Annotated in this window: 17 protein-coding genes; 10 read left to right on the top strand and 7 right to left on the bottom strand. The window is 66.5% G+C overall.

Going from position 1 to position 20,005, the window contains the following annotated elements; genetic code table 11:
• Positions 1-32: 32 nt before the first annotated feature.
• The 6 genes from V7R84_RS05780 to V7R84_RS05755 all read right to left on the bottom strand — a co-directional run bounded on the left by V7R84_RS05780 (position 33) and on the right by V7R84_RS05755 (position 4,246).
• Positions 33-761 carry an ATP-binding cassette domain-containing protein gene (locus tag V7R84_RS05780; protein ID WP_338573003.1) on the bottom strand — a complete coding sequence of 243 codons (729 nt, stop codon included), beginning with the start codon at positions 759-761 and terminating at the stop codon, positions 33-35.
• Positions 758-1,522 carry an ABC transporter permease gene (locus V7R84_RS05775; RefSeq protein WP_338573001.1) on the bottom strand — a complete coding sequence of 255 codons (765 nt, stop codon included), beginning with the start codon at positions 1,520-1,522 and terminating at the stop codon, positions 758-760. The genes V7R84_RS05780 and V7R84_RS05775 overlap by 4 nt, the downstream gene beginning before the upstream one ends.
• Complete coding sequence (modA, locus tag V7R84_RS05770) at positions 1,519-2,328, bottom strand: molybdate ABC transporter substrate-binding protein (RefSeq protein ID WP_338572999.1); 810 nt, start codon at positions 2,326-2,328, stop codon at positions 1,519-1,521. The genes V7R84_RS05775 and modA overlap by 4 nt, the downstream gene beginning before the upstream one ends.
• Entirely contained in the window at positions 2,325-2,723 is a 399-nt protein-coding gene (locus tag V7R84_RS05765; protein ID WP_338573843.1) for a TOBE domain-containing protein, read from the bottom strand. Before V7R84_RS05765 ends, modA begins: the two co-directional genes overlap by 4 nt.
• Positions 2,724-2,801: 78 nt before the next feature.
• Complete coding sequence (gene moaA, locus V7R84_RS05760; protein ID WP_338572996.1) at positions 2,802-3,785, bottom strand: GTP 3',8-cyclase MoaA; 984 nt, start codon at positions 3,783-3,785, stop codon at positions 2,802-2,804.
• Positions 3,782-4,246 (bottom strand): molybdenum cofactor biosynthesis protein MoaE, encoded by a 465-nt coding sequence (locus tag V7R84_RS05755; RefSeq protein WP_338572994.1) that lies wholly within the window; start codon positions 4,244-4,246, stop codon positions 3,782-3,784. The genes moaA and V7R84_RS05755 overlap by 4 nt, the downstream gene beginning before the upstream one ends.
• Before the next feature lie 96 nt (positions 4,247-4,342).
• On the opposite strand from V7R84_RS05755, the gene V7R84_RS05750 reads away from it, so the two are divergent.
• Genes V7R84_RS05750 through V7R84_RS05740 form a run of 3 tightly spaced genes read left to right on the top strand, consistent with a single transcriptional unit; the run spans position 4,343 to position 8,399 of the window.
• Positions 4,343-4,636, top strand: a complete 294-nt coding sequence (locus tag V7R84_RS05750) for a DUF2249 domain-containing protein (protein WP_338572992.1) — start codon at positions 4,343-4,345, stop codon at positions 4,634-4,636.
• Between the two features lie 5 nt (positions 4,637-4,641).
• On the top strand, positions 4,642-5,709 hold the full coding sequence (locus tag V7R84_RS05745) for a hypothetical protein (protein ID WP_338572989.1): 1,068 nt from the start codon (positions 4,642-4,644) through the stop codon (positions 5,707-5,709).
• Positions 5,706-8,399, top strand: coding sequence for a multicopper oxidase domain-containing protein (locus V7R84_RS05740; RefSeq protein ID WP_338572987.1), 2,694 nt, complete (start codon positions 5,706-5,708; stop codon positions 8,397-8,399). Before V7R84_RS05745 ends, V7R84_RS05740 begins: the two co-directional genes overlap by 4 nt.
• A 31-nt stretch (positions 8,400-8,430) precedes the next feature.
• Here V7R84_RS05740 and V7R84_RS05735 read toward each other — a convergent pair whose 3' ends face one another.
• Positions 8,431-9,798, bottom strand: a complete 1,368-nt coding sequence (locus tag V7R84_RS05735) for an SH3 domain-containing protein (RefSeq protein ID WP_338572984.1) — start codon at positions 9,796-9,798, stop codon at positions 8,431-8,433.
• A 477-nt stretch (positions 9,799-10,275) separates the two neighbouring features.
• Between V7R84_RS05735 and V7R84_RS05730 the strand changes: the two genes are divergently transcribed.
• From V7R84_RS05730 to V7R84_RS05700, 7 genes are all read left to right on the top strand, one after another.
• The gene (locus V7R84_RS05730) at positions 10,276-11,727 is read left to right on the top strand and encodes a patatin-like phospholipase family protein (protein ID WP_338572982.1); all 1,452 of its coding nucleotides are present in this window, start codon (positions 10,276-10,278) and stop codon (positions 11,725-11,727) included.
• Between the two features lie 65 nt (positions 11,728-11,792).
• A complete protein-coding gene (locus V7R84_RS05725) occupies positions 11,793-13,679 on the top strand; it encodes an alpha-amylase family protein (protein WP_338572981.1) in 1,887 nt (628 codons plus the stop codon).
• A 760-nt stretch (positions 13,680-14,439) separates the two neighbouring features.
• Entirely contained in the window at positions 14,440-15,597 is a 1,158-nt protein-coding gene (locus V7R84_RS05720; protein ID WP_338572979.1) for an ABC transporter substrate-binding protein, read from the top strand.
• Positions 15,594-17,411: an ABC transporter permease gene (locus V7R84_RS05715; RefSeq protein WP_338572977.1), complete on the top strand. Its 1,818-nt coding sequence runs from the start codon at positions 15,594-15,596 to the stop codon at positions 17,409-17,411. The genes V7R84_RS05720 and V7R84_RS05715 overlap by 4 nt, the downstream gene beginning before the upstream one ends.
• Entirely contained in the window at positions 17,411-18,328 is a 918-nt protein-coding gene (locus V7R84_RS05710; RefSeq protein WP_338572974.1) for an ABC transporter ATP-binding protein, read from the top strand. Before V7R84_RS05715 ends, V7R84_RS05710 begins: the two co-directional genes overlap by 1 nt.
• Entirely contained in the window at positions 18,321-19,076 is a 756-nt protein-coding gene (locus tag V7R84_RS05705; RefSeq protein ID WP_338572972.1) for an ABC transporter ATP-binding protein, read from the top strand. Before V7R84_RS05710 ends, V7R84_RS05705 begins: the two co-directional genes overlap by 8 nt.
• Positions 19,060-20,001, top strand: coding sequence for a uroporphyrinogen decarboxylase family protein (locus V7R84_RS05700; protein ID WP_338572970.1), 942 nt, complete (start codon positions 19,060-19,062; stop codon positions 19,999-20,001). The genes V7R84_RS05705 and V7R84_RS05700 overlap by 17 nt, the downstream gene beginning before the upstream one ends.
• The last annotated feature ends 4 nt before the right edge of the window (positions 20,002-20,005 follow it).

The raw sequence follows: 20,005 nt of genomic DNA, 5'->3' as shown, positions 1-20,005 counted from the left end.
CCAGCCATATGGCGAACGAGAAGCAGGCGGTGTCAAGGAGATTGCTCGGGTCGGTCCCGGTCGAACAGCAGCTTCCCGAAAGAGCTTTCCGGGCGGGCCATGACCTCGGCGACCGGGCCGTGTTCCACGATCCGGCCACTTTCCAGCACAGCGACGTCATCGGCCAGCGCCGCGACATCGGTCGGGTCATGGGTGACGATGACGCAGGGGCAGCCGACCTCGGTGAGGGCAGCCTTGACCGCCACCCGCAGTCGGGGCGTGTACTCGACGTCCACGGCGGCGAAGGGCTCGTCGATCAGCATCGCGCGGGGCTTGGTGGCCAGCGCCCGGGCCAGCGCGACCCGTGCGGCCTGGCCGCCGGAGAGTTCTCCGGGTCTGCGGGAGGCCAGGCCGGCGGCGTCCACACGTTCCAGCATCTCCAGGGCCAACGCCTTGGCCTTGTCGCGCCGGATTTTCTGGGTGCGGGGTCCGTAGGCGACGTTGCTCAGCACGTCGAGGTGTGGGAACAGCAGCGGTTGCTGCCCGAGCAGGCCGATGCGCCGCCGGTGGGCGGGCACGAAACGGCGGGAGTCGACCAGCACTTGACCGTCGATGCTGAGGCGGCCGCGGTCGGGTTTCAGCAGCCCGCACAGCAGATCCAGCAGCGTCGATTTCCCGGCCCCGTTCGGGCCGACCACGGCCAGTACCTGCCCCGGAGGCACGTCCAGGCCGGTCTCGTGGTTACGGGAATTGAGGGTCCCCTCCCAGTGCAGTCCCTTCATGACCTGATCCTTCCCTTTCCGTACGCGATCACCATGACGATTCCCGCGAAGATCACCAGAAGCAGTGACAGGGCGATGGCTGCATCCGGGTCGGCCTCCCGCTGGAGGTAGATCTCCAGCGGCAAGGTGCGGGTTCTGCCCTGCAGGGAACCCGCGAAGGTCAGGGTGGCGCCGAACTCGCCCAGTGCCCGGGCGAAACTGAGCACGGCCCCCGACAACAGCCCCGGGAACACCAGCGGCAGGGTCACCGTGAACAGGGTCCGGGTGGGGGAGGCCCCGAGGGTGGCGGCCACCCTCTCGTAGCGGTCCCCGGCGGTGCGCAGCGCCCCCTCGAGCCCCATCACCAGGAAGGGCAGCGACACGAAGGTCTGCGCCAGGATGACGGCCACGGTGCTGAAGGCGATCCTGATGCCCGCGGCCTCCAGGTGCTGTCCGATCAGCCCCATCCGCCCGAACGTGAACAGCAGTGCCAGACCCCCGACCACAGGAGGCAACACCAGGGGCAACAGGACCAGGGGGCGCAGCCAGCGCAGCCCGTGACGCGCCAGGACCAGCGCCATCGGCGTGCCAAGCACGATGCAGAAAATGGTGCTGACGCTCGCGGTGAGAATGCTGAGCTGCAATGCCGCCAGCGACGACTGCGAGGTCAGCAGGTCCCGCAGGCCGGGCCACGGCACCCTGCTGAGCAACCCGGCCAAGGGGAGTGCCACCAGCAGCATGCCGAGCGCCGCCGGCAGCAGCACCCATCGGGGGGTCGTCACCTGGGTGCGCCGAAACCGGCAGCCTGCAGCATGGACTGGCCTTGTTCACCGAGCACGAAATCGACGAAGGCCTGGGCTCCCTGGCGTGCGGATTTCGTCACCGCGATCGGGTACTTGTTGACGATCTTGTCCGCCTCGGGGGTGTCGACGACCTTGACCTTGTCCCCTGCACCCGCGGCGTCGGTGACGTAGACCAGGCCGGCGTCGGCCTCACCCGAGGTGACCTTGGCCAGCACATCGGTGACCTTCTGCTCCTCCGAGACCGGAGTGAAGGTGAAACCGGTGGCCTCCGCGAGCTGTTTGGTGGCCGAGCCGCAGGGAACCTGCTCGGCGCACACGACGAGCTTCACGCCCTCCTTGGTGGCGTCCTCCAGTTTCGTGATCCCTGCCGGGTTGCTGGGAGGGGTGACCAGCGTCAGGGTGTTGGTGGCGAAGATCTTCGTGCCGGCGGCATCAACGTTTCCAGCGTCGGAGGCCACCGTCATCTGTTTCTCGTTGGCGGAGGCGAAGACATCGGCCTCGGCGCCATTGTTGATCTGGGTGGCCAGCTCCGAGGAGCCACCGAAGGAGAACTCGATGGTGTAGTTCGGGTGGGTTTTCTTGAACTCCTCGTAGATCTTCGGGAAGACGTTCTTCAGGGAGGCCGCGGCGAAGATCGTCAGGGTCGCGTTGGCCTGGTCGGTGTCGCCCGATGCGGCGGAGGAGGCCGTCGGCTGTGGTGCGCTCTGGCTGGTGTTGGACGTGGCCTGGGAGCCGCAGGCGGTCAGGGTCAGCAGGCCCGCGAGGGTCAGGGCCAGTTTCTTCACGAGAGTCCTTCCGGGGTTTCGATGATCACCGTGGTGGCCTTCGCCACGGCCGTGGCGAGCGTTCCCGGTGTCAGTCCAAGACGTTCCGCGGACTCCGTGCTCATCAGGGATGTGATGACGAAGGGACCGCATCGCAACTGCACTTCTGCCATCACCTTGTCCTTCTTGACGGCCATCACCAGTCCGGTGAAGCGGTTGCGTGCCGAGGTGGGGGTGCCCTCCGTGTCGACCGTGGCCTGCCGGGCCTGCTGGAAGGCCACCAGGTCGCGTCCGTCGATGCTGAGGTGCCCGCCATGGCGGGACGCACGCAGCACGCCTCGGTCGATGTTTCGCCTGAGGGTGTCGTCGCTGACGCCGATCAGCTGGGCGGCTTCCCGGATGCTGAAAGTGGTCATGGGGCTCACCGGTACATCCTGTTCCTGGGGATCTGAGTGTCAAACCCCAGCATGGTATCCGCATATGCGGCTGAAAAGCTATCCGCCGATCGCATTCATGGGACGTTGAGGCTGCAGGAAACCGGGATCGTTGATTCCGTGGCCGGGCAGTTTGCGCAGCAGGCAGCGGTGGAAGATCCCGGCCAGTTCCTCGTCGCTCACACCGCCTCGCATCGGGGTGCGCAAGTCGGATTCCTCCGTGGCGAACAGGCAGTTGCGCAGCTGCCCGTCGGCGGTCAACCGCAACCGGTCACAGGCGCCGCAGAACGGCGCGGTCACCGATGCGATGATGCCGACGGTCGTGGGGCCGCCATCCACCAGGAAACGTTCCGCAGGCGACGCGCCACGGCCCGGCAGCGGGGTCAGGGTGAAGTGTTCGCTGAGCCGGGCCATGGTCTCGGCGGCGGTCACCATCGAGTCCCGTCGCCAGGTGTGTCCCGCGTCGAGGGGCATCTGCTCGATGAACCGCAGCTCGTAGCCGTGGTCCATCGCGAACGCCAGGAGGTCGGGTGCCTCGTCGTCGTTGATCCCGCGCAACTGCAGCGCGTTCAGTTTCACCGGATGCAGTCCCGCGGCATCCGCAGCCGCGATCCCGGCCAGGACGTCGGCGAGTCGGTTGCGGCGGGTGAGCTGGTGGAAACGATCCGGTTTCAGGGTGTCCAGGGAGACGTTTACCCTCGCCAGGCCGGCCCGTTTCAGGGGCGCGGCCAGCCGGGCCAGGCCGATGCCGTTGGTGGTGATGGAGATCTCGGGGCGCGGCTCGACCGAGGCGATGGCCGCCACCACGTCCACGCAGTCGGGGCGCAGCAGCGGTTCCCCGCCCGTCAGGCGCACCTCCTCGATGCCCTCCCCGACGGCGATCCGCACTATCCGCATCAGTTCCTCGGGGGTCAACAGGGTGGTGCGGGGCAGCCACGGCACTCCCTCGGCGGGCATGCAGTAGGTGCAGCGCAGATTGCAGTGGTCGGTCAGCGAGATCCGCAGATCGCGGTGAACGCGACCGAAACGGTCGGTCAAGGTCACTGGGGCAGCCCCAGGTTGGACCAGGATGCGCGCCCGGACTCCTCGTGTTGGTGTTTCCAGATCGGCACCTCCGCCTTAACGCGATCCACCAGCGTCCGGCACAGCTCAAAGGCCTGGTCGCGGTGCGCCGACGCGGCGACGGCGACGATCGCCACCTCCCCGACCCCGAGGGACCCGATCCGGTGCTCGACGGCAAGGACGGCCCTGCCCTCCGGGTCCAGGTCCGATGCGACGGATGCGGCGACGCCGGCCAGGAACCGGTCCGCGTCGGGATGACAGGTGTAGTCGAGTCCAACGACGACGCCCTCGGCCTCCTCGTCGTGGTCGCGAATCAGGCCCGCGAAGCTCACACGCGCGCCCGCGTGCGCGCTGGAGACGAGGGCCTCCAGGCCTGACTGGTCGATGGGGTCGGTGGTGATGGCGGCGTGGATCACCGGCATGGACACCTCCTTCTCGCGCATGACTGTCCCTGCCGGGTCGCAAGCCTACTGGCGATCCTCTCGATTGGCGGTGTCGTCCACTTCCGCGCCGCCCCGGATGTCGTTAAACTCCGCCGCATGACTGAACTGCCCATCACCGAGAAATCTTCCGGGGGTAGCTGCGGCTGCGGTTGCGGCTGCGGTTCCCTGCCCGAACTCGATGCCCGCGTCATCCCGCACGCGATTCGTCACGCCGCGATCCTTGGGGTCGTCGGCTCCCTGAACGTGGGCGACGCTTTCATCCTCGTCGCCCCCCACAACCCGCTGCCGCTGCTGGCGCAGATCGCCGACCTCCACGGCGACGCCATCCAGGTCAGCTACGTCCAGGAAGGTCCCGATGCCTGGAAGCTGAAGCTGGAGCGGCGCAGCTGACCCCCTTGAACAAAGCCGCACCAGCTCCCGTGTCGCGCCGCGTCCTGTTTGTGATGCTGGCGGGAATCAGCCTTCTGACAGGCCTCGACGCGGGGCTGGTGCGGCTCGGTGTCTGGGCGCCGGTGACGAGCGGTCGGCTCGCTGACCTGCACGGGCCGCTCATGGTCCTGGGATTCATGGGATCCCTGATCTCGCTGGAACGCGCCCAGGCGCTGCGCAATCGGCTTGCCTACTCCGCCCCTGCGCTCCTCGGCGCGGGGGCTCTCGTGATGATCTCCGGGGTGTTCCCGGTGCTCGGGAAGCTGCTGCTGTTCGACGGCGCACTGGCTTTCGTCGCTGTCATGGTTGCTCTGTATCGCCGCGCCCCGTTGCCGCTGGTGGCTGCCCAGGTGGTGGGAGCAGTCCTGGCGTGTCTCGCGACCGCGCTGCTGATCAGCGTGGAGGTTCCCGCGCTGCTGCCTCTGCTCGCCGGGTTCATCGTCGTCACGATCGCCGCCGAACGCGCCGAGCTGGCGCAGCTGACCATGGGGCGCCGTGCCGTTCCCACCCTGGTGGCAGCGAGTGCGTGGCTTTCCCTGAGCGCTATTTCCGCGCTGTTGTGGCCCGGCTTCGGGGACCGCGTCTTCGGGTTCGGGGTGTTGTTCGTGGCGCTCTGGCTAATCCGCGATGACGTCGGGCGTCGACTGATCCGAGGTGAGGGCCTGCGGCGCTATAACGCCGCTGCTCTGCTGCTGGGGAACATCTGGCTGGCCGTTGCGGGTCTCACCTGGGTCATTGTCGGTCGTCCAGAGGCCGCTGGAACATATGACGTGGTGGTGCACGGCACCTTTCTGGGGTTCGCCATGTCGATGATCATGGCCCACGCCCCCATCATCTTCCCGACCGTGCTTTCTCGTCCCCTGCCCTACCGTCCGGCCATGTGGGTGCCGCTCACCGTGCTGCACCTGGGCATGGTGGTGCGCGTCCTCGGTGCCCTGACCGGAACCGTCCTGTACCAGATCGGAGGAGCCATGACCGTGGTCTCGATCCTGTTGTTCGCCGCAACTGCCATGTACTCGGCGGTGCGGGCATGAGCACCCCCAGCCGTCCGGGGGCGAGCCCTTCGCAGACCGACCGAGCTGGTCGTGCGGGCAGCGGGGGAGGACCCGGTGGGTCGCGTCGCAATCGCGCCCGCGACTACACCGTCGTCGTCTGGCTGCTGAGTGCCGTGATCGTTGCCGCGGCCCATCGCCTGGTGCCCGAATCCACCTGGCTGATGGTGCACCTGGTGCTGCTCGGGGCCCTGACGCACTCCGTGCTCGTGTGGAGCCAGTACTTCACCGCTGCCCTGCTCAAGACCCGGCCCGACGAGGCCCGGGACCGCGCGCAGCGCAGGCGACTCGGACTGCTCTCCCTGGGATCCCTGGCGGTCTTCGTCGGGGTGCCGGCCACATGGTGGTGGCTGGTGGTCGCGGGTGCCACGCTCGTGACCGCGGCCGTCGCCTGGCACGGGATCTCGCTGTGGCGGCAGCTCCGCAAGGCCCTTCCCGGACGTTTCCGGGTGGCCATCTGGTATTACGTGGCCGCCGCCTGTCACCTGCCCGTCGGGGCTGCGTTCGGGGCGACGCTGGCCTTCGGTCTGGACAACACCTGGCACTGGCGGTTCCTCGTCGCCCACACCATGACGAACCTGCTGGGCTGGATCGGCCTGACGGTGGTGGGGACGCTGGTCACGTTCTGGCCCACCATTCTGCGCACCCGCATGGATGACCGCGCCGAGGGATTCGCCAAGCAGGCCCTTCCCTGGCTGATCGGCTCGGGGATGGTCGTGGTGGCGGGCGCGCTGGCGGGTCTCCAGTACGTCGCGGTGGCCGGTTTGGTCGGGTACCTGCTGGCGCTTGGCTGGTGGGGCAGGGTGCTCATCGCCCCGCTGCGTCGCCGACCCCCGCGTGAATTCTCCCCTGCCTCCGTGCTGGCCGCGATGATGTGGTGGGTGGTGGCGCTGGTGGTCACCGGCGGGATCGTGCTGATCACTCCGCCCTCGGGTTGGTCGGAGGTGACCGGAACCCTCGCCGCGGTGTGGGCCGGCGGTTTCGCCGCGCAGCTGCTCACCGGCGCGCTCAGCTATCTGCTGCCCTCCGTTCTTGGTGGTGGGCCCCGCGTCGTGCGGGCGGGCGCGGCGTGGTTCGACCGTTTCGCCACGTTCCGGATCGTCGTCATCAACGGTGCCCTGATACTGTTCCTCGCCCCCACGCCACCCTGGGTGAAAATTGTCTCCGGTGTGCTCGGGGTGGCATCGGCGGCGGCCTTCCTGCCCCTGATGATCCTCGGGATAAAAGCGAGTGTCGCGGAACGCAGGGCGATCGCCAAGGCAGGTCCCCGCACCGGGCCGCCCCAGAAACTGCCCGAGCGGGAATCTGCGCTGACCGCCAACGGGATGCTGGCGGGTGTACTTGCCCTGACCCTCGCCGTCACGGTGGGGGTTGGCATCGACCCGTCGGCGGTCGGCCTGGGCGGTGGTTCGTCGTCGACGGGGGTGAACGCGACGGGCAGAACCCAGAGAATCCAGGTCACTGCCAAGGAGGGGCTGCGTTTCGAACCCGCCTCGGCGGAGGTCAGCCGCGGTGACCGGGTGATCATCGAGCTGAGCAACGCCGATGCCACCATGATCCACGACCTGAAGCTTGGCGACGCCGCCACGCCCCGGCTGAGCGTGGGAGAAACCGCGGAGCTGGATCTCGGAGTGGTCGGGGAGTCCATCGAGGGCTGGTGCACCGTCGTCGGGCACCGCCAGGCCGGGATGGTTTTCACCCTCAAGGTCTCAGGGCAAGACGCCTCCGGTTCGCAGGACGGAACCACGGGTAGTGGACACGACCACGCCCCTGCGCAGGCCAACTCGGCCCCGCTGAACACCGTGGTGGATCCCGTCGCCCCGGCGCCCACGGAGGAAACCATCCACCGCGTGGAGATGCGCGTCACGGAACTTCCCCTTGAGGTGGCGCCCGGGGTGTGGCAGAAACGCTGGACCTTCAACGGCGGGCCGGTAGGACCGACCCTGCGCGGCAAAGTCGGGGACGTGTTCGAGGTGACCCTCATCAACGACGGCACCATCGGTCACTCCATCGACTTCCACGCCAGCAATCTCGCGCCTGACGGGCCCATGCGCACCATCGCCCCGGGAGAGAGCCTCGTCTACCGGTTCACCGCGCACCGCGCCGGGATGTGGCTGTACCACTGTGGCACCGCCCCGGTGTCCGCGCACATCGCCGCCGGCATGCACGGCGCGGTGATCATCGACCCCGAGGGGCTGCCCGCGGTGGACCGTGAGTACGCCCTGGTGGCCTCTGAGATCTACCTGGCTGGTGGCACGGGAACCAGCCCGGAGACCGCCGCCGAGATCGACGCCGCCAAGGCGCAGACCGACACCCCCGACTACTCGACCTTCAACGGCATCGCCTTCCAGTACGCGCAGCGCCCGTTCACCGCGAAGGTGGGGGAGAAGGTGCGGTTCTGGGTGCTTTCCGCAGGACCGAACCTGTCCACGAGCTTCCACATCATCGGCGGCCAGTTCGACACCGTCTACTTCGAGGGCGGCTACCTGCTCAAGGACGGGAAGGACGCATTCGGCAACAGCGGCGGCGGTTCCCAGGCCCTCGGGATCGAGGCCGCCCAAGCGGGTTTCGTGGAGCTCACCTTCCCGGAGGCCGGTCACTACACCGTCGTCGATCATGCCTTTCTGGACGCCGAAAGGGGCGCCCTCGGCACCATCGAGGTGACCGAGTGACGCCCCTGCCCGAGGGGAAGCGTCTCGGGGATCAGTTGTCGTAGACGGTGATGTGGATGTGGTCCTTGTGGTTGGCGGTGTCGCTGCCGCGTCCCGACATCGAACGCCACCCCTCGCGGTCGCGGGTGATGTTCCAGATCTTCTGGTCCCAGATGATGTAGTGGACGCGGAACTGGGAATGATTCTCCTTGAAGTAGGCGGCCAACCGATTGCCCAACTCCTTGTTCGACCTGTAGTTGGGGATCATGATGTCCACGGCCCGGCCCGAGGGATGATCCGGCAGCGGATCCGGGCGCACGCCGTACATGGTCGTGATCTCCGGGACGTTGCCCCAGATGTAACGGACGATCCGTTTGACGTTCTCGTTGGCCTGGTCGAGGCCCTTCGACCAACCCCGGTTCAGGCTGCCGCCGTCTCCGCTGCGACCACCGTCCCCGGCGGGGGTCGACGAGCTCAGGTAGCGGGCCGTCACCCAGCGGATTGCGCCGTTGTGGACGATCTGCGCGCGTCCCGACTGGACGGTGCCGGTCACGGCCACCTCGCTGCCCTTCGGGATCTCGCCGGTGTGGGAGGACCCGGTGGCCGAGTGCCAGATGTTCAGGTTGGCCGTCGCGTACTGGGTGGTGGTGGAGGGCAGGCTGCCTCCGCCCGGGCTGGCGGAATCACCTGCCGCCTTCAGGTACTTGTTGTTGAACCAGCGGACGTTGCCCTGCCAGATGCACTGCGCCATTCCGCTGGTCACCACGTCCGTGCAGTCGAGGATTGTGCCGCGTGGCACATCACCCAGGGAACGGTAGCCGCTTCCCGGCGCAGTGCGGATCATCAGTTCGGTGGTGGCCCGCAGTTTCTTCGTGGCGGTGGGAAGGTCCTGGCTGGGGGAACCCGCAGACTGCGACAGGTAGCGTGTCGCGGCCCAGAGCGTCTGACCGCTCCAGGTCACCTGCGAGAACTCGCCCTTCACGGTGCCGGTGAGCGTCACCTTCGTGCCCTTCGACGCGACCGTTTTCACCGAGGAACTCAGGCTGGGCCCGGTGCGCAGATTCAGTGCCGTGGTCGTGTAGGCATCCCCGGAAGCACCCGAGGACGACCCACCGCCTCCGCCGCTCGACGATGAGGTCAGGTAGGCGGATGCGACATAGCCGGTGCGACCCTTGTAGGACACCTTTGTCCAGCCGTTGCTGGTGCTCAGGGCCTGCACGTTGTCCCCGGGGTAGAGCAGGCCGATTCGGGAGTGGCCGGTTCCCGGTCCCGAACGCACGTTGACGGCTGTGGTTGCCCGCATCGAGGTGCCCGCTGCATCGGCGCTGGTCACCAGAGCGAGTGAGCCGACCGACTGAACGAGCCCGGCCACCACCAGAGCGGCCAGCCCTCCCCGCACGGTTCGCATCTTTCGGTTCACGTTTCCTCCGGAATTTCTCAAGGTCTCGGGCCGACACGACTCTTCCCCGGGACCTTGGTCCCAGCCGTGTCGGCCGATCTGACAGTAAGGAGGAAGGAAGGCTTCCCACAAGCTCGGATGGTGACGTGCGAAAGACGTGTGAGCTGTCTTTGCGTCGGGTTTCTGAAAATGACATCGGTGTGTTTTTACATGGAAGACGGAGGGACAAAGTGGCTGTGACTAGGCGTTGTGACTTTGGTTTATCTATCAATAGATATTCTGTGCGATTTCTGAGAGAAGTCTGAAGCCGAGGCTGAGAATTCACCTCAACTGCCAGTTCAGGTTCAGGTGGTTGAGGTTGAGGTTGAAAGTGACAACGTCATCGGGAGCGGGAGGCGTTCACGAATCCTGTGATGCGCTCCTTCTGAACAGGTCGGTGAGCTGTGGGGGAATCCTTTTCCGGGCAGTTTCCGTTGAGGTGGCCTTTACACTTCATCCATGGCTCGTAGAGGTTGGTTGGGACTCCCGCTCTTCGATTCCCGCGCCGAGCCGAGTACCACTGCCTGCGTGCTCTCGGGCGGCGGATCGCGGGCCAGTTTTCAAATCGGCGCCCTCGACTACCTGTATGCGAATGATCCCGGCTTCACCCCCACGATCTTCGTCGGTGCGTCGGCTGGGGCCATTTTGGCTGCGGGGCTGGCCCAGTACCCCAGCCGTCAGGAACAGATCGGTTTCCTGGAGAGCATCGATGAACTCTGGTGTTCTATGACGGGCCCTGAGGACATGTTCATTCCTCGCCCCTGGTTATCCCGGTTGCTGGAGGAGGCCCCGGCCTGGCTCGAACTCGTGGGCCCGGGGATCAAATCGGCGGATGCCCCGTCGCGCTCCTCCTGGCTGTCGTTGCGGCGTCGCCGTCCCGAACCGCCTGGGACCGACACCCCGGAGGACCCCGTGGAGGAGGCGCTCACCCCTGACGAGGAATTGCAATCGGACTTCTCCCTGGGGTTCATGGCTCAGCTGGCGGGTGCCCTGGGGCGGCTCCCGAAGCTGGGGAGCGACCTGATGGCGGTCAAAGCGGGACTGGAGCAGTCGCGATCGCTGTACCGCCCGGGGCCCGTGCTGGCGAAGCTGCTTCACCCGGACGTTTTCGACCCCGCCCGGGTGTCCACCTCCGGAATGCAGCTGCGGATGGCGATGGTGGCCCTGGAAACGGGGGAGCTGCACTTCATGCGCGAGGACGGCGCCTTGGTCAATCGCGAGGACCGGGAGATCGACACGGGCCCGCACAATCTGACTCGCGGGGTGCTCGCGTCCTGTGCCATTCCCGGGGTGTTCAAGCCGGTTCCGGTCGGGGCGGAGACCTACGTCGACGGTGGAGCCCGGGAGAACCTACCCGCGGAGATGGCGATCGGGCACCTGCAGGCTGGTCGAACGTATGTGGTCTCGTCGCAGACCGACGGGGTGCCACGACGGCAGTCGATGGCCCAGGCCGACGTCTTCCAGGTCGTGATGCGAGCCACCGAGATCCTCATGGACGAATCCGGACGGGATGAAACCGCTTATGCGTTGTCGACCGGTGCGGTCGTCATCGCTCCGGACGTCGAGGTGCACGAGGCCATGACAGTTCATCCCGGCCTGATTCGCATCCACCGCGACCACGGTTGGTCCCGCGCAGCTGCGGTCGTGCAGGGGGTCGATGAGGTGGAGCAGCAGCGGCTGAGTCGGGTCACCTCGCTGCGGATTCGTTGCCTGCGACGAGAGGAAGCCTGGCTGGATGACCTCGCCAACCGACGTGCTCTACTGGAGCTCCAGAGCGCGAAACTGGAGTTGCGCGACGCCATGGCCCGCTGTCAGAAACATCTGCTGCCCGAGGGTGTGGATCAGTGTTGGGCCCGATTCGAGGAACACCCGAGGAAGCCCGGCGTCGAGCCGCGATGGGTGGAGGGGTGATCTTTTCCGGGAGGAATTATTTTTGCCACGTAACAACGCCCAACCTTCCGGCTATGCTGACCGCCATGGGTGACATTGACGACGTCCTGGAACTGCGGTGGAACCGCTACGCGGATGAACTGACAACGGCGCTGCGCAACGTCTACGGAGACAAGACCGACGCTCTGGTGGAGCGGGTGCGTGCCATCGTGACGAAGACGCTTGAGAGTCGTCCCGCCGATCTGCGTAGGCTCGACGAGGCACGCCTGCTGCGTCCCGACTGGCTGCAGCAACCCGGTATGACGGGCTATGTCTGTTACACGGATCGGTTCGCGGGCACCTTGAACGGAATCCTCGGACATCTCGACTACCTGCGCGACCTCGGGGTCACCTACCTGCACCTGATGCCGCTGCTGCAACCCCGTGAGGGCGCCAACGACGGCGGCTACGCGGTGGCCGACTACCGTTCCATCCGCAGCGACCTCGGAACCATGGACGATCTCGCGGATGTGGCGAAGGGACTGCGGGAACGCGGCATCTCGCTGGTGGTCGACCTGGTGCTCAACCATGTCGCCAAGGAACACGAATGGGCCCGGCGCGCCCGGGCGGGCGAGCAGAAGTACCGCGACTACTTCATGATCTACCCGGATCGCACCGTCCCGGATCAGTACGAACAGACCCTGCCTGAGGTGTTCCCGGACTTCGCTCCCGGGAACTTCACCTGGGACGAGGAGCTCTCCGGATGGGTGTGGACCACCTTCAACGACTACCAGTGGGACGTGAACTGGGCGAACCCCGATGTCTTCTGCGAATACCTGGAGATCATCTGCAACCTCGCCAACCACGGCGTCGAGGTGCTGCGGCTGGATGCCATTGCCTTCATTTGGAAACAAATGGGCACGGATTGCCAGAACGAACCCCCCGTCCACGAACTCGCGGAGGCGCTGCGGGCCGCGGTGCGGATTGCGGCCCCGGCGGTGGTGTTTAAGGCCGAGGCCATCGTTGGTCCGCGCGACCTGATCGCCTACTTCGGTCAGGGGCGTCACTACGGGAAACTCTCCGATCTGGCCTACCACAATTCTCTGATGGCCCAGCTGTGGTCAGCGCTGGCCAGTCGCGACGTGACGCTGCTGCGCTACGCCCTCGAACGGTTCCCCGCGAAACCCCCGACGGCCACCTGGGGCACCTACGTGCGCTGCCACGACGACATCGGCTGGGCCGTTGACGACCGCGACGCCGCTGCGGTCGGCATCAACGGGGCAGAGCATCGCAGATTCCTGTCTGATTTCTACTCCGGCGAGTTCCCGAAGTCGTTCGCCCGCGGCCTGGTGTTCCAGGCCAACCCCGCCACCGGCGACCGGCGTATTTCCGGCACCCTGGCGTCCCTGGCCGGGCTCGAGACGGCCCTCGAGTCGAAGGACCGAGAAGCCATCGACCTGGCGGTGGGTCGCATCAACATGCTGCACGCCGTGATCTGCGGGTTCGGCGGGGTGCCGCTGATCTACATGGGCGATGAACTGGCGATGCTCAACGACTATCACTACGGCGACGATCCCGCGCACGCCGAGGACAACCGCTGGGTGCACCGCCCCGTCATGGACTGGGATGCCGTGGCCGCGCTGGCCGAGAACCCCGACTCCGCGCAGGCGCGCGTCAACGCGTGGCTGCGGCACGTGCTCGATGTGCGCCGCGCCACACCGCAGCTGCACGCCGGTTACGAGTCGCGCATCCTCGACGTCGGCGACCACAGGGTGCTGGCGATCCGCCGCGACCACCCGATCGGTCCCATGTACCAGCTCTACAACCTCTCCGAACACAGGGTCAGCATTCCCATGGGGCTGCTGCGTACCCCCTACGGCAGCAGCGCCAAGGAGCTCCTCGACGACGTGACCTGGGATCTTGGCCCTGCCGATTTCAGCCTGGATCCCTATCAGGTGCGGTGGTTCGTGGCGGCCGAGGGCCAGGAGGAATGATCAACACCCCCCGTGAAGCTGGCTGAGCTGGTCCGCTCCTATATGCGAATGCAGCGGCTCCACATCCAGCACACCCCAGACCCAGCGGTCGGCCTCGGGCCCCGGAGCCCGGGAATCCCGGCCTATTGCCGGCGCATCATCGATTCCATTCGCTCCCTGCGCATCACCCTCCTGGAGGGTGTGATGCACAGGAGGGGAGATCCGCGACTCCGATCGACCCGGAGGTTGTGGCGGACGCCGTCATCGGCGGGCTCGTCTACCGCGCCGCCATCCTCGTCGAACCACTCGGAGTGGAGGAGGCGTGCGCATTCGCTCGCAAGGTGGTCGGGCTGACGCTGTAAGACCATTGCCATCAGCGTTGCGCGAGGCATTCTTGATCAGTAATGACATGACGGAATCCGGGGTGGAGCAACCAATACTGGTGTGATTTCTCAGACTCTGGAATGAATTGACACTGGGTCATCAAGGACATAGGTTGGAAACAGTCCATCGATCACGGGAGCAACCATGCAGCACGCAGCGATCCTGACCAGCCGGGTCACGCCTCGTCTTGCCCGCATGTGTTGTTGTCCCTGCTGATCCTCGCCAGCCAGGCTTCTTGAGCCTGAAGGCCGCTTGAACGCGGTCGGCTCGTCGCCCCTCCCCGATGTCCGGGGTGGCTGAATCAATCCTCCTGAAACGGTTCGCCGTTCACTTATTGCTTTCCAAGTCGCCGTCCATTTCCGGCGGTTTTCAGTCCTGCCCAGAAATGAGTATTGCCATGCCCAAAAACCTTTCTCGCCGCGCCTTTGTCGGGGCCATTCCCGCGTGTGTTGCGTTGAGTGCTTGCAGCGCTCTTTCCCGCGCCGGCGCCTCTGGGAGCGGTTCCGCCGATCAGGGAGGACCCATCGTCTTCGGGGTCTCGGGACCGAGAACCGGGGCCAGTGCCGAGTACGGCCAGTACTGGCAGGAGGGCTTCGATCTGGCCCTCGAAGAACTGAACGCCGCCGGGGGAGTGGACGGTCGCACGGTGGAACTGAAATGGGAGGACTCCCAGTCCGATCCGAAACAATCGGTGCCGATTGCGCAGAAGTTCGTCGCAGATGCCACTGTCATTGCGGAGCTGGGGGACTTCTCTTCCGGAGCCTCGATGGCGGCCTCGGTCACCTATCAGCAGGCGGGGCTCGTGCAGTTCGGTTTCACCAACTCCAACCCCGACTTCACCAAGGGCGGCGACCACATGTGGTCCACATCATTGACCCAGGAGTTCTACCAGACTCGCGCCGCCCGGTGGATCGCGGGCAGCTACCAGAGGATCTCCGTGGTCTACCTCGAGAGCGACTGGGGCAAGAACTCCTTCGACATCTTCAAGGCGGCCGCGGCGGAGGCCGGACTGGAGATCGCATACGAGTCACCCATCCAACCCGACTCCGAGGACTACCGGCCCGTCCTGATCAAGGCCCGCGACGCCGGACCGCAGGCCGTCGTCCACCTCGGCTACGGACCCGACGGTGCACGCGTCGTGCGGCAGCTGCGGGAGATCGGGTTCACGGGCCAGTTCTTCGGCGGCCAGAACACCCCGCAGTTCCTGGAGGCCGCAGGAACCTCGGCAGAGGGAACGATCATCATCGAGAACTTCCTGATTGGCAATGACTCACCGGCGGTGGTCGACTTCAACAAACGGTTCAAGGACAGGTTCGGGCACGAGCCCAGTACCTTCTCCGCCTATGCCTACGACGCCCTCAACGTGCTGGTCGAGGCGGTCCGCCGTGGCGGCGCGACCCGTGAGGGGATTTTCAAGGCCCTCTCCGAGGGTGGCAGGTGGAAGACCGTGCAGTTCGGGGAGTTCGAGTTCTCCGCGGACCGTCGCCCCGGTGACGTCACACTCCTGCCCGTCACCGTCAGGAACGGAGTCTACGTGCCGGCGGAGGCCTCATGATCGACACGATCGTCTCGGGGCTCGTCCACGGCAACGTCTACGCGCTGGTCGCTGTCGGTATTTCCCTGATCTTCGGCGTCACGGGTGTGGTCAACTTCGCCCAGGGCTCCATCGTCGGGTTCGGTGCGATGCTCGGCTGGTGGTTTATTGGCGTGTGTGGGTGGCCGTGGTGGCTGGCGCTGCTGGCCGTGGCCGCTTCCAGTGCCCTGATCGGTTGGATCATCAACCTCACGACGGTGCGTCCGCTGATCAAGGCGCCTCCGATCGCAGCGCTGCTCGCCACCTTCGCGGCCTCCATGGTGCTCGACAACCTGAGCCAGATCCTGTTCGGGGCAGATACCCGCGAATACCCGGCACCGCTGCCGACCGACGACCTGCCCGTCGGCGGGGTCAGGCTCGGCACCTCCGACGCGGTCGCCCTTGGTTTCACCATTGCTGCGATGCTCGGCCTGTGGGCGTGGCTGCGGTTCGGGCGTGACGGTCTGGCTGTGCGGGCCACCGCGGCGGACCCGGACGCCGCCCGCCAGATGGGGATTCCCGTGACGAGGGTCCAGAACCTGTCCTTCCTACTGGCTTCTTGCCTCGGTGGGGTGGGAGGAATCTTCTTCGGCATGTATGCCGGCGTCATCTCGCCCTATTCGGCCTCCTTCACCGGAACCGTCGGGTTCATCGCCGCCGCGGTCGGCGGCCTGGGATCCATCGTCGGCGCCGTGGCCGGTGGCTTCGTGATCGGCCTGCTGGAGGCGCTCGGCATTTACCAGTTCGGTGGCAGCTTCCGGGACCTGTTCATCTTCGGCGCCTTCCTGCTGGTGCTGCTGTTGCGACCCCACGGACTGTTCGGTTCCCGGCACGCCGTCTCATCCGAACCCATGACCGGCACCTTCCTTGGGGCTGGCCGCCCACCCAGGCTGGTGTGGTGGCACTGGGTGCTGCTCGCCCTGGTCGCAGGCCTAGCGGTGCCGTTGCTGGGCGGTCCGGTGCTCAGCTCCGTCGGTACCCAGGTGGCGATCTACGCCATCATCGCGGTCCCCATGACGCTGCTGGCCGGATCGACCGGGCAGGTCTCCCTGGGACAGGCCGCGCCCGTGGCCATCGGTGCCTACGCCTCGGCGCTGCTGGTGATGCGCCTGAACCTGCCCTTTCTGGTGGCCCTGCTGCTGGCCGGGGTGATCGCGGCGGTGCTGGCCACCCTGGTGACCCTGCCGATCTGGAGACTCGGCGGTCACTACGTGTCCATGGCGACCCTGGCCCTCGGCTACATCGTGCTGTCGGTGATCCGCGGCTGGGACGCGGTCACCAAGGGCGCCTACGGGCTCTCCGGCATCCCCGCCCCGGAGATCCTCGGGCTGCGGCTGCTGGTTGCCGAGGACCACTACCAACTCGACCTGGTGGTGCTGGCGATCACGTTGTTCGTGGTGTTCAGGATCCGCTCCTCGCACCTGGGCAATGTGCTGGCGGCCGTCGGCTCCGACGAGATCGCGTCGCGTTCCCTGGGGTTGCGCACCCGCGGCTACAAGGCGCTCGCCTACGCGCTGGCCGCCTTCTTCGCCGGGATGGCGGGGGCGTTGCTGGCGCACCAGTACAACTACCTCGACCCAACGGTGTTCACCGTCCAGATGTCCGTGCTGGTGCTCACGATCGTTGTGTTGGGCGGAATCAACTCTCCCTTCGGGGCGGTGCTCGGTTCCCTGGCCCTGGTCGGGTTGCCCGAGGCGCTGCGCCTTGCCCCCGACGTGCGCATCCTGCTGTACGGGATCGTCGTGATCGCGATCATCCGTTTCCTGCCTCAGGGCCTGTGGACGAGGAGAGCATGATGACCACACCAACCACGCCCGTGCTGAAGGCAACCGGTCTGCACCGCCACTTCGAAGGGGTGCACGCCGTCGCCGGTGTCGACCTGGAGGTGGCTCCGGGACAGACAGTGGCGATCATCGGCCCCAACGGCTCCGGCAAGACCACCACCCTCAACCTAGTGACAGGGGTGCTGCGGCCGAACTCCGGGAAAATCGCGATCCGCGGCCACGTGGTGGCGGCCCGCCATCCTGAGCAGGTCGCGACGGGCGGGGTGCTGCGGACCTTCCAGAACGGCCGCGTCTTCGGGAACCTGACCGTCGCGGAGAACATCTCCATCGGACTGCACCGCGAACTGAGGGCCCACCGACCCCTGAAACGCCTGGCGGAGATCCCCGTCCTGCGGTGGTTCCTGGGCTGGGTGCCGCTGCTCGGAGAGGTGCTGGCGGCACTGCTGCCCCTGCCCGGAGTTGGAAAAGAGCGCGAAACAATCAGGCGGCGCGTGGCGGCCGAAATCGACAGGTTCCCGGAACGCCTCGGCAATCGCGCCGAGGATCTCGCATACACGCTCAGCTACGCGAACCGGCGACGCACCGAGATTGCCCGCTCCCTCGCGGGAGAACCAACCCTGCTGGTCCTCGACGAACCGACCGCAGGAATGAACCAGTCGGAGACCGCCGAGATGCTGGAGCAACTCCTCCGCCTGAAAGCTGCGGGGCAGTCGATCCTGCTGGTGGAACACAAACTCGACCTGGTCATGACGCTGTCCGACCACGTGCTGGTGATGGACGACGGCCACGTGATCGCCTCGGGATCACCCGAACAGGTCAGGAACGATCCGGCCGTCATCGAGGCCTACCTCGGCAGGGCTGAGGATGCCCGTCGCAGTGCCCGCGAGGAGTGGGCTCGGAAGCACCGGGAAGGAGAGGACGATGACTGAGACGCTTCTGGAAATGCAGGAAGTGGAGGTCAGTTACGGGCAGGCCAGGGCCCTGAACGGTGTGAACCTGACGGTTCCGGAGGGACGGATCGTCTCGCTGCTCGGCGGCAACGCATCGGGCAAGTCCACCACCATGAAAACCATCCTGGGGCTCGTGCGCCCCGACGCGGGAAGGGTGCTGCTGGACGGCAAGGACATCACCACCTGGCCGACCTCGCGCAGGGTGGCCTCGGGCATCGCGTCGGTACCGGAGGCGCGCCGCATCTTCGCGCCCATGACCGTGGAGGAGAACCTCCTCATGGGCGCCTACACGCGGCGCGACAAAGCGGGTGTTCGTGAGGATCTCATCGCCCAGTACGACCGTTTCCCCCGCCTGGGGCAGCGGCGGCGCCAGGCGGCCGGGACCATGTCGGGAGGGGAACAGCAGATGCTCGCTTTCGCCCGGGCCCTCATGAGCCGTCCCCGGCTGATCTGCATGGACGAACCGACCATGGGTCTGTCGCCTCGTCTCGTCGACGAGGTACTCGAAACCATTGCCGCGTTGAACACTGACCTGGGGCTGGCCGTGCTCATGGTCGAACAGCAGGCGGAGCTGGCCCTCAGCATCGCCCACCACGGCTACGTGCTGGCCACCGGGAACCTCGTGCTCGAGGGACCGGCCGGCGAGCTGTTGGACAACCCGCGCGTCCAGGAGGCCTACCTGGGGCGCACCACACGAAACGGAGACGACGATGACGACCAAACGTGACCGATTCCTGACCGCAGCCCGGGGCGGAACCACCGATCGGCCCCCGGTCGGGGCCTGGGTGCACTACGGGTCGGCGACATGGAGCCCGCAGCAGGTGGCCGAGGCCCACCTGAGGTTCTACCGCGACTACGACTGGGACTTCATCAAGGTCATGCACGACTACCGCATCGACCTGCCCGAAGGGCTCGAGGAGATCACCGACCCCGCGCAGCTCGACGACATCCTGGCCGATCCCGGGGTGTCGCTCGACAGCCATGCCAAGCAACACGAGGTGCTGGACCTTATCCGCACCGCCGCCCCCGAGGCCGCCGTCATCGAGACGGTATTCTCGCCCACCCAGGCCCTCGTCAGGGCCCTCGGCGGCAGCGTCATCGAGTACTTCAAGGTGGATCCGGCTCTCGCGCACCGCACCATCTCCCGGGTCGCCGACGCCCTGGCGCGCTACGCGGCCGGGCTGGAGGGGTTCGGAGTCGATGCATTGTTCGTCGCCGTCAACGGGGCCAGCAGGGACGCCACCAGCTTCGGACTGACCCCCGAACAGTTCCGCGACTGGGTCGCCCCCTACGACATCCAGGTGCTGGCTGCCGCCCCGTCGCTTGTGCGGATCGCGCACCTGCACGGCGAGGATGCCGATCCGGAGCTGATCGCCGACTACCCTGTCGAGGTACTGAGCTGGTCCGACAAAGCATCGGCACCAACCATCCCTGAGGCCGCGAGCCACTACGGTTGGGTACCGATGGTCGGGATCGACGAGCTCACCAGCCTCTACTGGACACCCAGTGAGGCGGTCGCGCACGTCATCCAGGCGCGCCGCGCCGCGGGCGACCGCCTGATCGTGGCACCCAACTGCACCCTCCACTCCGACATCAATCCCCTGACCCTCGTCGGTCTCAGGAGAGGTGTGGACGTGGCCCTCACCTACTGAACGA

Source organism: Arachnia propionica (assembly GCF_037055325.1).
Taxonomy (GTDB): domain Bacteria; phylum Actinomycetota; class Actinomycetes; order Propionibacteriales; family Propionibacteriaceae; genus Arachnia.
The sequence above is the reverse complement of the archived record's forward strand: the minus strand, read 5'-3'. Positions and strand labels throughout refer to the sequence as shown.

Coding starts and splice junctions, on each gene's coding strand:
- V7R84_RS05780 (WP_338573003.1), bottom strand. CDS start 761: ATGAAGGGACTGCACTGGGAGGGGACCCTCAATTCCCGTAACCACGAG.
- V7R84_RS05765 (WP_338573843.1), bottom strand. CDS start 2,723: ATGACCACTTTCAGCATCCGGGAAGCCGCCCAGCTGATCGGCGTCAGC.
- V7R84_RS05755 (WP_338572994.1), bottom strand. CDS start 4,246: ATGCGCGAGAAGGAGGTGTCCATGCCGGTGATCCACGCCGCCATCACC.
- V7R84_RS05750 (WP_338572992.1), top strand. CDS start 4,343: ATGACTGAACTGCCCATCACCGAGAAATCTTCCGGGGGTAGCTGCGGC.
- V7R84_RS05740 (WP_338572987.1), top strand. CDS start 5,706: ATGAGCACCCCCAGCCGTCCGGGGGCGAGCCCTTCGCAGACCGACCGA.
- V7R84_RS05730 (WP_338572982.1), top strand. CDS start 10,276: ATGGCTCGTAGAGGTTGGTTGGGACTCCCGCTCTTCGATTCCCGCGCC.
- V7R84_RS05725 (WP_338572981.1), top strand. CDS start 11,793: ATGGGTGACATTGACGACGTCCTGGAACTGCGGTGGAACCGCTACGCG.
- V7R84_RS05720 (WP_338572979.1), top strand. CDS start 14,440: ATGCCCAAAAACCTTTCTCGCCGCGCCTTTGTCGGGGCCATTCCCGCG.
- V7R84_RS05715 (WP_338572977.1), top strand. CDS start 15,594: ATGATCGACACGATCGTCTCGGGGCTCGTCCACGGCAACGTCTACGCG.
- V7R84_RS05710 (WP_338572974.1), top strand. CDS start 17,411: ATGACCACACCAACCACGCCCGTGCTGAAGGCAACCGGTCTGCACCGC.
- V7R84_RS05705 (WP_338572972.1), top strand. CDS start 18,321: ATGACTGAGACGCTTCTGGAAATGCAGGAAGTGGAGGTCAGTTACGGG.
- V7R84_RS05700 (WP_338572970.1), top strand. CDS start 19,060: ATGACGACCAAACGTGACCGATTCCTGACCGCAGCCCGGGGCGGAACC.